9 protein-coding genes are annotated in these 14,770 nt (G+C 54.0%); 4 read left to right on the forward strand and 5 right to left on the reverse strand.

Features of this window, described 5'->3' with window-relative positions; all coding sequences use genetic code 11:
• The first annotated feature begins 106 nt into the window (after positions 1-106).
• The 3 genes from HBA55_RS12785 (at position 107) to HBA55_RS12795 (ending at position 3,990) form a co-directional block, all read left to right on the forward strand.
• A complete protein-coding gene (locus HBA55_RS12785) occupies positions 107-1,255 on the forward strand; it encodes an iron-containing alcohol dehydrogenase (protein ID WP_166991558.1) in 1,149 nt (382 codons plus the stop codon).
• A 711-nt stretch (positions 1,256-1,966) separates the two neighbouring features.
• Positions 1,967-3,169, forward strand: coding sequence for a sodium:proton antiporter NhaD (nhaD, locus tag HBA55_RS12790; protein WP_240946070.1), 1,203 nt, complete (start codon positions 1,967-1,969; stop codon positions 3,167-3,169).
• An 83-nt stretch (positions 3,170-3,252) separates the two neighbouring features.
• Positions 3,253-3,990 carry a helix-turn-helix transcriptional regulator gene (locus HBA55_RS12795; RefSeq protein WP_166991563.1) on the forward strand — a complete coding sequence of 246 codons (738 nt, stop codon included), beginning with the start codon at positions 3,253-3,255 and terminating at the stop codon, positions 3,988-3,990.
• A gap of 53 nt (positions 3,991-4,043) precedes the next feature.
• Here the strand turns inward: HBA55_RS12795 and HBA55_RS12800 are convergent, their stop codons facing one another.
• Positions 4,044-6,254 carry a TonB-dependent receptor gene (locus HBA55_RS12800; RefSeq protein ID WP_166991566.1) on the reverse strand — a complete coding sequence of 737 codons (2,211 nt, stop codon included), beginning with the start codon at positions 6,252-6,254 and terminating at the stop codon, positions 4,044-4,046.
• A 415-nt stretch (positions 6,255-6,669) separates the two neighbouring features.
• Between HBA55_RS12800 and HBA55_RS12805 the strand changes: the two genes are divergently transcribed.
• Positions 6,670-9,906, forward strand: a complete 3,237-nt coding sequence (locus tag HBA55_RS12805; protein ID WP_166991569.1) for a 2Fe-2S iron-sulfur cluster-binding protein — start codon at positions 6,670-6,672, stop codon at positions 9,904-9,906.
• A 14-nt stretch (positions 9,907-9,920) separates the two neighbouring features.
• Here the strand turns inward: HBA55_RS12805 and HBA55_RS12810 are convergent, their stop codons facing one another.
• The 4 genes from HBA55_RS12810 to HBA55_RS12825 all read right to left on the reverse strand — a co-directional run bounded on the left by HBA55_RS12810 (position 9,921) and on the right by HBA55_RS12825 (position 14,768).
• Positions 9,921-10,445, reverse strand: a complete 525-nt coding sequence (locus HBA55_RS12810) for a DUF2478 domain-containing protein (RefSeq protein ID WP_166991574.1) — start codon at positions 10,443-10,445, stop codon at positions 9,921-9,923.
• Between the two features lie 92 nt (positions 10,446-10,537).
• Positions 10,538-12,148 (reverse strand): GMC family oxidoreductase, encoded by a 1,611-nt coding sequence (locus HBA55_RS12815; protein WP_166991577.1) that lies wholly within the window; start codon positions 12,146-12,148, stop codon positions 10,538-10,540.
• Between the two features lie 61 nt (positions 12,149-12,209).
• The gene (locus HBA55_RS12820; RefSeq protein WP_166991579.1) at positions 12,210-13,454 is read right to left on the reverse strand and encodes an MFS transporter; all 1,245 of its coding nucleotides are present in this window, start codon (positions 13,452-13,454) and stop codon (positions 12,210-12,212) included.
• Between the two features lie 294 nt (positions 13,455-13,748).
• On the reverse strand, positions 13,749-14,768 hold the full coding sequence (locus tag HBA55_RS12825) for a 2-dehydropantoate 2-reductase (RefSeq protein ID WP_166991582.1): 1,020 nt from the start codon (positions 14,766-14,768) through the stop codon (positions 13,749-13,751).
• Between the last annotated feature and the right edge of the window lie 2 nt (positions 14,769-14,770).

Raw genomic sequence — 14,770 nt, forward strand, 5'->3', positions numbered from 1 at the left:
ATATGTAGCTTTTTAATCAACATCAACGACACTAATATGCATTCTCACCGGCATCGCCCACCCCGGGCGCAAGCCCGCCCCTACCTATGACCGCAGAGGTGTTCCCATGGAATTTTCATACGTTAATCCCACTCACATTCTTTTCGGCAGAGGCCAGACGGCCAATATCGCCCGCCAAGTACCCCAGGAACAAAAAGTCCTCGTCATCTACGGCGGCGGCTCCATCAAGCGCAATGGTGTCTACGACCAGGTGACAGAAGCCCTGGCGGGGCATCAATGGGTGGAATTCGCCGGCGTGGAAGCCAACCCGACGGTAGAAACCCTGGACAAGGCCGTGGCACAGGCCAAGGCCGAAAAAGCACAATACATCCTGGCCGTAGGTGGCGGCTCCGTCATCGACGGCGCCAAATACGTCGCCGCAGCCGCCCTCTACGACGGCAAAGGCTGGGACATCATGGAAGGCAAACACCGTGTAAAAAACGCCCTGCCCCTCGGCGCGGTCCTGACCCTGCCCGCCACCGGCTCCGAATCCAATGGCGGCGCTGTCATCACCCGTGCAGCCACCCACGACAAACTCTCCTTTATGTCGCCCGCGGTACGTCCCCGCTTCGCGGTGCTTGATCCCGACGTTATGAAAAGCCTGCCAGAACGACAACTGATCAACGGTATCGTCGACGCCTGGGTACACGTTTGCGAGCAATACCTGACCCGCCCCACCGGCGCCATGGTACAAGACGGCTACGCCGAAACCCTGCTGCGCACCCTGCACCACCTCGGCCAGACCTACCCGCAACGGGACAACGACCAATGGCGTGAAAACCTTATGTGGAGCGCCAACCAGGCCCTCAACGGTTTAATCGGCGCCGGCGTCCCTCAAGACTGGTCCACCCATATGATCGGCCACGAACTCACCGCGCTTTATGGTGTAGACCACGCCCGCTCACTGGCCATCGTTCAGCCCTCATTGCTGCGTCATCAGATCGACGTCAAACGAGAGAAACTGGAACAAATGGGACAAAGAGTCTTCGAGCTGCCCAAAACCGACGACCTGGCAGAACGCACCATCGACACCATTGAGCAGTTCTACCAACAACTGGACGTTGCCACCCAGTTAACCGAACACGGCGACAACAAACCCGCAGCGATCGAAGCGGTGATTGCGCAACTCAAACAACACGGAATGATCAAGCTGGGCGAAAATCGAACAATTGATCTGACAACATCCGCGGAAATTCTGCAACAAGCCATAGCCTGACCAAGCAAGCTGATTGGTTATTGATCAAACAGCGTTAGATGGAAGCTCTCCGATCCCAAGGTGGCTGGGGGTTTCGTTTCCAGAGCATTAAAGAGGGCGCCGAAGGAGGGAAAAAGACCGAGGTTTTTTGTCGGGCTTTTTCCTGACTGAGGGAAGGCCGGAGGGCCGCCCGACCGCTCTGGAAACGGAACCCCCAGCCGCCGATTGAGGCACAGAACCTACAGCCCGGGTCTGACCAGAATATTGGCGGATTACGTCGCTTCGCGACTAATCCGCCCTACGGGTTTGCGGGTTTGCGGGTTTGCGGGTTTGCGGTTTTGCGGTTTTGCGGGTTTTACCGGGTTTTCGGGTTTAGTGTAATTGCCTGGAGTAGGTGCCATTTGGATCAACCCCGCAGCATCACTTTCATTGTCAAAACAAAAGCAATTCCAATAAATTTCAAATCACTTCCTTCACAACACCAATCCTCCACTATACTCAGGGTAAAAAACAAAACTCACGGATTAGCGAGTCGCATTGATGAAATCAATCGCCCTGTTCATAACCAGCTGGATGCTACCGGCGATCACCCTTGCCGCCCAGGGCAACGAACAACACCTCGACCTCACCAATGACTGGGTCGGCCACGCCGCCCTGCTGGTCTTCGCCATCGCCTACATCTTCGTCATCCTCGAAGAACACCTCAACCTCAGAAAATCCAAACCCGTACTTATGGCCGCCGGCATCATCTGGATACTCATCGCCGTCGCCTACCGCGAACACCACATGTCCGCCGCCGTCGAAGAAGGCATCCGCCACAACTTCCTCGAATACACCGAACTCTTCTTCTTCCTGCTCGTCGCCCTTACCTACATCAACGCCATGCTCGAACGGGGCGTCTTCGATGCTTTGAGAGATTGGCTTGTCGACCGCAAATTCAGCTACCGCAGCATGTTCTGGTTGACCGGCATACTCGCCTTCATCATCTCCCCCATCGCCGACAACCTCACCACCGCGCTGATCATGTGCTCCGTGGTACTCGCCATCGGCCAGGGCCAGCCCACATTCGTGGCCGTCGCCTGCACCAACATCGTCGTCGGTGCCAACGCCGGTGGCGCCTTCAGCCCCTTCGGCGACATCACCACACTCATGGTCTGGCAAAAAGGCATCCTCGAATTCACCACCTTCTTCAAACTCTTCCTCCCCGCCGTCGTGAACTTCATTATCCCGGCTGCCATCATGCAACTGGCCATACCCACCGGCTGCCCATTGCCCGTCAAACACGAACGCACCCAAATCAAATTTGGCGGCATACCCATCGTCTTTATGTTCCTCGCCACCATTGTCACCGCCGTCAGCTTTCACAGCCTGCTCAACCTGCCACCGGTGTACGGCATGATGACCGGCATGGCCTACCTCAAACTGTTGGGGTACTTTATTGCCCGCAAAGAACACCGGCTGATTGACGTTAGCGACACCCCCACCAATGGCAGTGAATCCGGCCCCTTCGACATCTTCAGCCAAATCGCCAAAGCCGAGTGGGATACCCTGTTTTTCTTCTATGGGGTTATTCTTGCCGTAGGTGGACTCGGCTTTATTGGCTACCTGGGAATGACGTCAGAATTTTTTTACGGAGAACTCGGGCACACAACAGCCAACATCCTGGTCGGCATACTGTCCGCTATCGTTGATAACATCCCGGTAATGTTTGCGGTGCTCACCATGTACCCGGACATGAATGAAACTCAGTGGTTGCTGGCCACCCTTACCGCCGGAGTTGGCGGCAGCCTGTTGTCGATAGGCTCCGCCGCTGGTGTCGCCCTTATGGGGCAGGCCAGGGGACAATACACATTCTTTAGCCACCTGAAATGGACACCCGTGATCGCGCTGGGATATGGCGCCAGTATATGGGTACACCTGCTGATTAACAGCTAAAACAGACTCACCTGTTGGGTTCCAATTTAAATTCAGGTCATCTATTCTGGGAAACATTGACCCACAAAGAAATAGGGTGAGTAATGCCCAATCCTAATACACGGCCTGCTGATTTACCCAGAGAATTCGCCGAGGAAGCCATGCAATTGGTTTCAAGCATGATCCCCACCACGGCCTTGAGCTTTTATTTCCTCGACCCGCACATGCATCTGAAAGGTTTTGTGGGAATCAATGTCGATGACACCATTAATAGCGAGTACGGCGCAGAATACTGGAAACTGGACCCTCTTCACCCAAGGAACTTTGCTGACAGCGAAGAACTGCTCGTTTGCTCCAACACAACCATGCCCTACAAACAATGGCGACAGACCATCTTCTATCAGGATTTTATGGAACCCAGGGGATTTTCTCACTCGGCCGACATCTTTTTTCGCAATGACGAGAGCATTATTGCCGCATTGCTCACCACGCGCTCCAAAGAACTGGGAGAATACCAACCTGAGGAGCTGAGATTAATGAGAGGCGCACAGCGTTTTATCCAGTTCTCACTCAACAGGATTTACCTGCCACCCAGAATTGCTGAGAGGCAATACGTCGAAGAACGTTACGGCCTCACCCAACGGGAACTGGACGTCCTGGAATCCGCCATGGCCGGGCACAGCAATAAGATTATGTGCGAAGATTTGAAAATGCGACTGCCAACCTTGAGAACGCATCTGCACCATATCTTCGAAAAGGTCGGTGTCAGCGGAACCAATGAACTGATCTCACGAATCTTTCGCGAGCTAAGCGATCGCGATCATCGTATGGAGGTCGAGTAGCCCTTCCGCACCAGGTACTGATGCAGAAGGGATGTCGTTTTTTTCAGATATCCTTAAAAGTGATAGGAAGCCGTAAATCCGTACCAACGTGGTGGTCCGAAAACGGACTCGTTAAAAGGGGTTCCCCCAACCACATCAGCCCCCGCCAAATCCAGGTTATACACTCTGTACTCGGTATTGGTCACGTTCTTGACCCAGGCCATGACTTTCCATTGCGCATCTGCCGCTGTGTAGGCGACATTGGCATTGCCAATAAAGTGGGCATCCTCGAAGGAAGCCGGCGCGTTGGTCGTTTCCAGATACTGGTCACCATTGTAGTTGAAGTCAAACTGCGCTGACATGGTCCCGCCAAGAGCCGCCCACTCGTAGCGAACCAATCCATTGATACTGACCTTCGGAGCCATGGGCAACTCAGCATCCACCTCCACGCCCTCGGTGACGGCGGGTACATTCTCTACATGTGAATCCACCACGGACAAACCAAGTAGTACGTCCCACCCCTCGGCAGGTAACAATGTCAGCTCCAATTCGCCGCCAACCGCTTCGGCATCCCGGTTAACGACGGTCTGAATAAAATTGGTCGTAGAAAAGGACTGATAGTCCTGATAATCGTAGTAAAAGAGTGTGGCATTCAGGCGTGCCGCCCCGTCCAAAAAGCTGAATTTGGTACCGACTTCATAGGAGTAGAGTGTCTCTTCGTCGTGTCTGAGTACACCTGCTGGAATTTCCCCGGTGCTGAAATCAACCACATCCACAAAGAAGGAAGGCGTCACCCAGTTGCCGCCCTTAATGCCCCTATTCCAGGCCACAAATGCCAGGGTATTTTCGTTGGGACGCCAATCCAGCTGCACTCTGGCAGCCCAATCGCCATAGTCGATATCTTCTTCGTAGTCTGCTTCCAAGACGGATTCAAATCCGGCTCCAAAATCGAGAATCCGCTGACCGCCATAGTTAAAATCTTTATCGTCTTGCGACCAACGGTAGCCCGTCACCAACGTCATTGTCTCACCAATATCGTACTCGTATTGCCCAAACACGGACCAGTTAGTAGCGTCCAGGCTGTTTTGCATATCGAAGCCGCCTTCCTCTCCACCACCCCCCGAGGCAATAAACCCTCTGACGGTTGCAGAGTTTTCCTGCTCAAACGACAAGTAGTAGAGGCCGGCCTGCCAGCGGGAGCGCTCCCCTTCACCGGACAGTCGAAGCTCCTGCGACCACTGTTCGTGGTCTGATTTCGCGCCAAATATGAAAATGGGTGCAGGGCGGGCATCGGCGTCTTCCAGATACACCTTGTCGTTGGCCATATAGTTGGTGATAGACACCAGCTCCAAATCGTCAAGGTCCCACGTTAATTTAATGGTCGCGGATGTATTTTCACGATCCATATATCCATCAGTATCGGAGTTAATCTCGTGTACATCCGTCTGCGACTCGATGTTACCCAACCCCGTGACGGGATCCGGCGTGGAGGGCGCGTACTTGTAGGTGCCGGTGGGTACATCGTCGTCTTCGGCATAGCTGATTTTGATCCAGGCATCCAGATTATCGGTGACGTCAAACTGTAGCTGTCCTTTCAAGGCGTAACCATCCAGGCCGCTGGAATCTCTTCCTCCGGGGTACTGGTTTTCGAGATAGCCTTCAGAAGTCTCCCAGCGAGCGGACAGTCGGCCCAACACATCCTCACTGATTTGGCCGCTAATGGCGCCCTCGACACTGAACTTGTCATAGTCGGCCGCACTGACCTCCACATAACCTTCGGTATCTTCCGTGGGTTTTTTGCTGATGAAATGAACCAGTCCGCCAGTGGCATTGCGACCGAAGAGTGTTCCCTGTGGCCCTCTCAACACTTCCGCTCTTTCCGTATCGAACAGCTGGCCATTTATCGCATTCATACTCACGATGTAAGCATCGTCGACATAGGTAGCAACCGGTGCCTCCAGGTTATCAGAAAAATTATTTTGAGAAATTCCACGAAGGTTAAAAATAGTAATTGCCGGGCTAAAGCTGTTCATATTAAAGCCGGGTACCTGTTGGGTAATTTCAACGGTATTGGTCACCCCCAGCGCCTTCAGCTGGTCCCCGTCAAACGCGGAAACCGATATGCCGACATCCTGCATGGACTGTTCACGCTTTTGAGCTGTGACAGTTATTTCCTCTAGTATTGCGGCATGTGTGGTTGGTATCGACACACCCATCACCAGTGTGCTGGCGAGAGTAGCCAGGCCAGAGGCCCTTCGCTGAACATTGGATGTTGTGTTTATCATTAGATCTATCCTCGTAATTTCTTTTGGCTATTTATTTCGTGTTGCGTTATATAGATTGTTCCTCTTGACTTCGTGCGATTCGGAAAACCAGAACGGTTCCATTGAAAACGGTGCCTGTCCCCAGATCCGGCCATCGTCAGAATGTATGATATGCAGAAGCGATATGAGCCTCCGAAAAAGGGGGGCTACAACGTCAATGAGAAGTCAGCAGCCCCTTAAGGTCGTCAAGAGAGATTTCGTCAAGAAATCAACTGCAGCCTACCGCCACCACTATGATCGGCCCATCATATATTTGTATGATGCTGGAAAATTGTCCGCATGATCTGAAGCTGTTTCTCTGGATCATCACTTTTAACGATAGTCCCGCCTGCACCCGAGTCTATATTCTCTCAGCTCGCACTTCAGGATTGTCAGTATGAGATTGTTTTCCTATAAAAACCGCGCCATCGCCATGGGGCCACTGCCCTACGAAAAACTGAAACGGACTGGGTCACCCGTTGATTTGTCCACTGTTACCTCTCGGCAACCGTTAGAATTTCGCTGCGAAGACAATCCCGCATCATTGGTCAATGCCATGCAAATCTACGCCGCTTATATGGACGCATCCCGCAATGGACCGGTCTCGGATCAGATGCCCGATATCCCCGCCTGCCCTCAGCAACGAGCCGAACAGGTGAAGTCCATGGGCTATTTTATGGATGCCTTGCAAGTCAGCTGTTGTTCCATCTCCGGCGAGTTGTTTCTGAACGAAAGTTACATCAATCCACACCTGTCCGATGTTGAGAATGAACTCCATGCGTTGCCGCCGGAGCGTCCGGGATTCCATCATCATATCGCGCACGAATTGGACCAGAGCATCGAATCAAACGCGGAGTCCATTCAGCACCATACTCACACCATTGTGCTTATCTACGATGTTCCTCGGGAGTTGCAACTCGAAGAGTCCGCCTATGACTGGCTCGCCGACTGCGGACTTCACCGAGGCAGTATCCGCGCCTCGGAAACCGCCGTCGTACTGGCCAACTATATCCGTGCGCTGGGCTTCGAGGCACGTGCGCATACGGAATCCACCACCGATATAGACCTCGCCAGGGCGGCAGTTGCAGCCGGTGCCGCAGAGATCGACGAGAAGGGAAGGCTTCACCACCCCTACCTGGGGCAGAGATTTGCCGTCGCTGCCGTCACCACCACTCTGGAAGTCGCCGCCGACCAACCTTTGGCTCCCCGAGGCCTGGCGGACAGTATTCGATCCCACGGCCCTGCATGGATGCTGGGCAGGGGGAAGGCGTCGGGCACCCTTAAAAACGCCTTTAATCTCGACCCCTATAAACACAAAAGCTATGAGCGGGACATCTATGGCCTTGACAGAATCAAGCGTCGACAAGAACCGACAACACTGATCGATGAGCCCAGAATCCCCCGCGTCCCCAAACGCCACGATGTCTTCTGGCGAGCCAACTTCGGCGATATGGGCAAGGCGGTGCAGGATGCTTGTGTGGATGAATTCTGCGTGGTTAAAACAGCCTCCGCTGAAGCCCAGTATGGTCTTATTGGAAGTTTGCACCTGTTGGAGCGCAGAACACCCGCGGCAGACAAAGCTCCCGGACATTGCGATCCCCGACTCAATGCCAAGAAAATAAAGTCCGCACTGCATTACCTGGGTGCCGACATGGTCGGAATATCCGAGGCACCCGACTGGGTCTGGTATTCCCACGATTTGGATGGTTCGGAAATTCATCCTCCCCATAAAAACGCGATCACCCTGTTGATCGATCAAGGTCACGAAACCATGGAGGGCGCCAGCGGTGACGATTGGATAGCTGCCAGCCAAAGTATGCGCGCTTACCTTCGCGGCATGTTGCTGGGGGGCATTGTTGCCGAACAAATCCGCAACCTGGGATACAGTGCCTCCACCCACAGTGTTGTCGACAGCGATGTGATTCACACGCCACTGGTTTTGCTGTCGGGCCTGGGGGAAATCAGCCGTATCGGAGACACTGCGCTGAATCCGTTTTTGGGGCCGCGTTTGAAAACCCTGGTCATTACCACGGATATGCCCCTGGAAGCGGACAAACCCATCGACTTTGGCTTGCAGGCATTTTGCAACGCCTGTAAAAAGTGTGCTCGCGAGTGTCCCTCTGGCGCGATCTCTGCGGGCCCAAAAGTGATGTTTAACGGCTACGAAACCTGGAAAGCGGATGTCGAAAAATGCGGGCGCTATCGAATGACCCAGGACCAGGGTGCCATGTGCGGCCGCTGCATGAAAACCTGTCCCTGGAACCTGGAAGGGTTGTTTGTAGAATCGCCGTTCCGCTGGCTGGCCATGAAGGTTCCGCAGGCGGCCAAAGGGCTAACCTGGTTGGACGACAAATTGGGGCATGGCAACATCAATCCGATGAAAAAATGGTGGTGGGATATAGAAACCACCCAGACCGGCGTTAAACAGGTGGTGCCTGAAGAACGGATTAACGTTCGAGAATTGAATTTGGATCTGGACCTGCAGCCTGAAGACCAGACTCTGGCCTGCTACCCGGCGGATATGGCACCGGCCCCTGTACCCATTGTGCAGCCAATGGATAGAGAGCTGGCCATCGAACGCTACCAAAATCTATTGTCGCCTGAGGAATACCAAGCGAAATTGGACAGGGGCGATACCGACAACCTGGTACCTGTCTATCAAATTCCGGAAGATACGCCTGACGTGCAGTATCTGCGTATTGCAAAGCGGGAAATGAGTGCCGAAGGCGTTGTCCGGTTTGAACTGGAAAGTCCAGACGGCAAGCCTTTAACCCCTTTTACAGCGGGTGCCCACATTGATCTGGTGATCGATGCCCCCTTCACCCGACAGTACAGCCTGGCCGGCGATCCCGCTGATCGCTCCAAATATGTGCTGGGAATTTTGAATGAACCGGAAGGACGTGGAGGTTCGCTCCGCGCCCATGAACGTTTGTTAGAAGGCGCAATTGTTCCCGTTACCGGTCCCCGTAACCATTTCGAACTGGAAGCGTCGGCAGAGAAAACACTTTTGTTTGGCGGCGGTATCGGCATTACCCCCATGATCGCTATGGGTCATCATTTATACGCCATCGGCGCTGATTTCGATCTTCACTACAGCTTTCGCTCACGCTCGACGGCGGGATTTATCGAAGAGCTATTGGCAACGCCCTGGGCAGATCGGGTACATCTTCATATATCAGCGGAAGGCACTCGAGCGGATCTGGCGGCACTCATTGGCGCAGCTGAACCGGGCAAGTTTCTATACACCTGCGGACCCAATGCGTTTATGGACGCTGTGCTCACTACAGGAGAAACCCTGGGTTGGCATGAACACAACCTGAGAAGAGAATATTTCTCAGCACCGGAACACGATGAGTATGAGAATTTCCCGTTTAAGGTAAAAATTGCCAGCACCGGTAAAACCATTGATGTTCCTGCAGAAAAATCCCTGGCCGAGGTCCTGGAAGAGAATCATATTCCCGTAATCACCAAGTGCAACGACGGTATTTGCGGTGTCTGTTCGACAAGGTACATTGAAGGTGATGTGGAGCACAGGGATTTCGTACTGTCCCGGGACGAACGCCGGGAGCATCTTATCGCCTGTTGTTCCCGTGTCACCCCGGAAAGTGAGCAGGTTTTGGTCCTGGATAGATGATCTCGTGGGAGTGTCTAGTCCCGATCCAGGGCTTCGCACCAATTCAGCAACGCTGGAACCTCACAGGGCAGGAGATCACTGCAACCGCCGGTAAACTCCTGCCAGCGTTCCTGCACGCCGGCTGGCACCGCAACCAGAATAGGAATACCGTCCGCCATGGCATGCAGAATCTCGTCGGCAAGACCGCCTCCCTGCTGCTCCTGTTCGCCGAATTTCTCAACCACCACCAGGTCAACGCGGTCAGCAATGGCCTTTCTCAACACGGCTGTAGCGTCGGTCAGCGCTGAGAGATTCAGCGAGCATTCATTGTTTTCGATCTGCTCCCTGGTGGGGCGATTGATCGGAATACGCTCGCCGGTGGATACATCGATAATATCGACTTGCGTCTTGTAGCCATCTTTATGGCGATGAATCTCCTGCACCACTCCGCCAACGCGCCAGCCACGCTCGAGCAGTTCTTGAGCCACCAGATTGAGTGCGTCTCGGGAAGGCGTTTCTTTGGTATACAGGACGGCGCCGGCGCGCACGTGGTCGAGCATGGGGTTCTCGCTTGATGTCAATCAAAATCCAACGCTCACTATACGATAATTACACGGTGTCTGTCCCCTGTCTCAAGACATCGGACGAACCACTAACTGGCATCCTCCAGGATCATGGCGGCCCCTTTTTCCGCAATCATCACCGTTGGTGCATTGGTATTGCCAGAGACGATGGTGGGCATAATAGAGGCATCAATGACTCGTAGCTGGTCGACCCCGTGTACCTGCAAGCGGTCGTTGACCACCGCCTCGGCATCTGAGCCCATTTTGCAGGTACCCACTGGGTGAAAAATGGTGGTACCGAGATCACCGGCAGCGTGGGCCAATTGTTCGTCCGTCTGCAAGTCCGACCCCGGCTTCCATTCCGTGGGGTTATAGGGCTTGAGCGCATCAGCCGCCATGATACGGCGGGTAAATTTGAGTCCGTCGATGGCCACTTTCCGGTCTTCCTCGGTGGAGAGGTAGTTAAGTTTGATTTCCGGCGCGCTGTTGGGATTGTCATCTTTAATCCGGATATGCCCCCGACTTGAGGGTCGCAAGTTACAGACTGAGGGTGTCACGGCATTAAAGCGATGAAGCGGCTCGCCAAATTTATCCAGCGACAGGGGCTGTACGTGCCATTCGATATTGGCGCTGGGCTGGTCGGGGTCGCTCTTGGCAAAAGCCCCCAGTTGCGAGGGTGGCATAGTGAGAGGACCGGTTCTAAACAGCAGGTATTGAAGCCCCATTTTGGCTTTGCCCACCAGGCTATTGGCCAGTTGGTTGAGGGTAACGGTGTTTTCCACCTGGTAGACGGTACGGATCTGAAGGTGGTCTTGCAGATTCTCCCCCACCCCGGCCAGATGATGATTAACCGAAATGCCCATACTTTGCAGTTGCTGTGAATTACCGATACCAGACAGTTGCAGTATCTGCGGCGAACCGATGGAGCCGGCGGCCAGGATAACTTCGCGGTTAGCGCTGAACACCTGGGAGGGTGCGCCATTGATGCTGACTTTTACTCCCGTTGCGCGCTGTTGTTCGGAGCCACCTTCGAGCTCCAGCTGTTCAACAATCGCATTGGAAATGATCGTTAAATTGGGACGATTTTTGACAGGATCGAGAAACGCCCTGGCTGCGCTCCAGCGCTTGCCTCGGCGCTGGTTCATCTGGAAGTAGGCAGTACCGAAGTTATCGCCACGATTAAATTCCTCGATTTTTGGGATACCCGTTTCTGCAGCCGCATCCCGCCAGGCGTCAAGTATTTCCCAATTGACCCGCCGTTCTTCGACACGAAGCTCGCCATCGGCGCCGTGAAATTCGTCAGCGCCATGCTGGTAGCTTTCGGATTGTTTGAAAATGGGCAGCACATCCTGCCATCCCCAACCTCGATTGCCAAGCTCAGCCCAATGGTCGTAGTCGCTGCGCTGGCCACGCATATAAATCATGGCATTGATGGAGGAACAGCCACCCAGAACTTTGCCACGGGCATAGCCGAGGCTGCGGCCATTGAGGCCAGTATCAGGTTCAGTCTGATAACACCAGTCCGTGCGGGGGTTGTTGATCGTGTAGAGGTAACCGACGGGAATGTCGATCCAGAAGTAATTGTCTTTGCCACCGGCTTCGAGCAGAAGTACGTTGTTGTTGGGGTTATTGCTGAGGCGATTGGCGAGGACGCAGCCGGCGGTGCCGGCGCCGACGATGATGTAGTCGTAGGTGTTCATGGATGTTGGTCCCTCTTTGTTGCCGTGTATTGTTCAATATTGTCGCAGGAATGGCAAAAAATCAGGGGATGGATTTTTTCAAACGCAGGGCAGCTATCAGACCCAACACCGAGCATAATGACAAAAAAAGGAAATAATGTTGAAAACCGGTAGTCCCCGGATTTGCGTCGAGCAGCCGACCGGTGATGGGCGCAAAAAAGATATCGGGTGTAAAACCAATAACTGAGATCAGACCTACCGCTGACCCCGTGATTCTGCGGTGAATATTGGACTCTTCCAACAGAGCAAAGTAAACAGCCCGTAGCGCATAAACGGCTATAAACGTTAGCAGGAGGTTGCCGATGACCAGCTGCTCTCCCACCGCCATAGGTGACAACAGGATCAGGGTCACAAACGCCAGCGCCAAGATTCCGAATAGCGTGGAGACCAGACGGCTGGTGATCCAGCGGTCCGCCAGCAGACCGGCTGCAATGGCGGCAATAGGACGTGTATAGCTGGCATTGGCAGTAAAAGCAGCGGCGTCGAGTTGGCTCATGCCGAGTACCTGCACAGCAAAGATACCGTAGTTATCCAGCCCTTTGTAGCCGCAATAGGCACACACGACAATAACGGCTTGCCAGCCAATCGCCGGGTTGGAGAAAACGGTTTTCCAGGAGGGCGCTGATCGGCGTGAGTACACAGCGTACGAAGTCGTCGCAGGTGGCAGAAGCCATATCACCAACGCCGCAGTCAGTGCGGTGGCACCAGCATAAAACAGAATAACCGATTGCAGGGCGTTACTTTGCTGTTCCGCACTGCCGCCCTCGACCCATTGCAGCCCCATAATCAGCACCGCAAGACTGGCCAGAATGCTGGCCACCATACCGCGGCCACCATCAAGAAAGCCGAAAGCCAGACCCTGTTCGTGAGCACCGGCCCACTCTCTTGTTGATTTAATCAACGCGGCCCAAAACAGAAGGATGCTGGTGAGCCCCCAAAAGGCAAATAGAACAAAGAGCACGGATTGACTGGGTATGGAGACAAAAACAAAGCCGCCCATGGCAGTAGCCAGCAGTGACATCGTCATCAACGTGCGGGCAGAAAACCGATCAGCCAGCCAACCACCGGGAAAGTAAGAGAGCATAGCGACAACGCCATAGAGTGCAAATATATCGCCGAGTTGGGTATTGGTTATGGAGAAGACTTCGAGCAATGTTGGACGAAAAAAGCGCGGCACGTGGAACGGCAGACTAAAAATGATCTCACCGGCAATGATCAGGGTGACCAGTGCGGCATAATGAGACAGAGTACGTTGATTGCTGACCATGGTCCTTCATTCGCCCTTTTCAGAGGGATACGGCATTGAACGCCAATGGCAAGCATCCTATGCCTGTCCAATCCAAGTCAACAATACAGTTAACAATGAGGCACAATTCCTGGAGAACCACGGTGTGAGGGCGGCCGAGGATGTTGTTTTCAGAGCGTCAAAACCGAGCGCCGAAAGAGCCAAAAAGACCGGCGTGCCGGGCTTTTTGGTGACTGAGGGCAGCCTGGAGGGCCGCCGGTTAGCTCTGAAAACAACATCCTCGGCCGCCTTTGAGGCACAAAACTCAATGACGTTTCAGACAGGTCCCGAAGTTACTCGCCGAAATAAATCCGCTGCAGGATAGTTAGGAGACCCAGACTGAGATTGCTCCGCCTGCCGAACCAGATCAACAATCGCCTGATTAACCGGCGCGGACCGCCCCAACGCCTCAGCCAACTGCACAATCTCCCCATTCAAAAAATCGATCTCCGTCCTACGCCCCAACGCCAGATCCTCATACATCGAAGAACGCGCCTTCGGATCAATCTTAATCATCGAACCGGCAATCCGTCGAAAAATCCAATCCGGCAAACACAACAAAAACGGAATAACCCCAGGACCAACCTTACCCACCTTTGCCGGCGTAATACCCGCCTGCTTCAACAGCCCCAATGCCTCCCTCTGCGACATGGCCGTAATCCGACGAAACTCACCGCGATTCAACTGCTCCTTCAACGGAATCCCCGACAGCGCGTTGACCGAATTATTCAAATTCATCAACAGCTTGCCCCACTGAATCCCCTCCAAGTCATCAGACATCACTGTAGGGAGGTCCGCCCGCTGTAACGCCTCAACCAATGCAGACGCCGATGGGTCAGCCTCGATCATCAACTCACCCTCAGTACCGCAATGAAAATGCCCGCCACCGGCACTGACCACATTAAAAGGCACCATACCTTTCAACACCTTGTGATCAGGCAGACACCGCCGCAACACCTCCGTATTACGCACACCATTTTGCAGACTGACCACCACCGCCTTCGGATTCAGCGCCGACGCCATCAACAAAGCGGCGGACTCCGTGTCACCGCTCTTAACAGTGACCAACACAAAATCCGTATCGGCGAGCACGTCGTTGCTCAAAGAAAACTGAAAATTCGACCAGGGCACTTGAGCATCCCGCCCGCGCCAATCCGTCACATGCAGCCCATGCGCCTGCAACTGCTGCTGGATTCGGGGGCGGCCTATCAACGTCACCCGCGCCCTGCCCGCCGCCAGACAGCCGCCGACATAGCAACCGATACTGCCCGCCCCCAGAACTGCAATCTTAACCATAT

Origin of the sequence: Pseudomaricurvus alkylphenolicus (genome assembly GCF_011683955.1) — a bacterium.
Lineage (GTDB): Bacteria > Pseudomonadota > Gammaproteobacteria > Pseudomonadales > Cellvibrionaceae > Pseudomaricurvus > Pseudomaricurvus alkylphenolicus.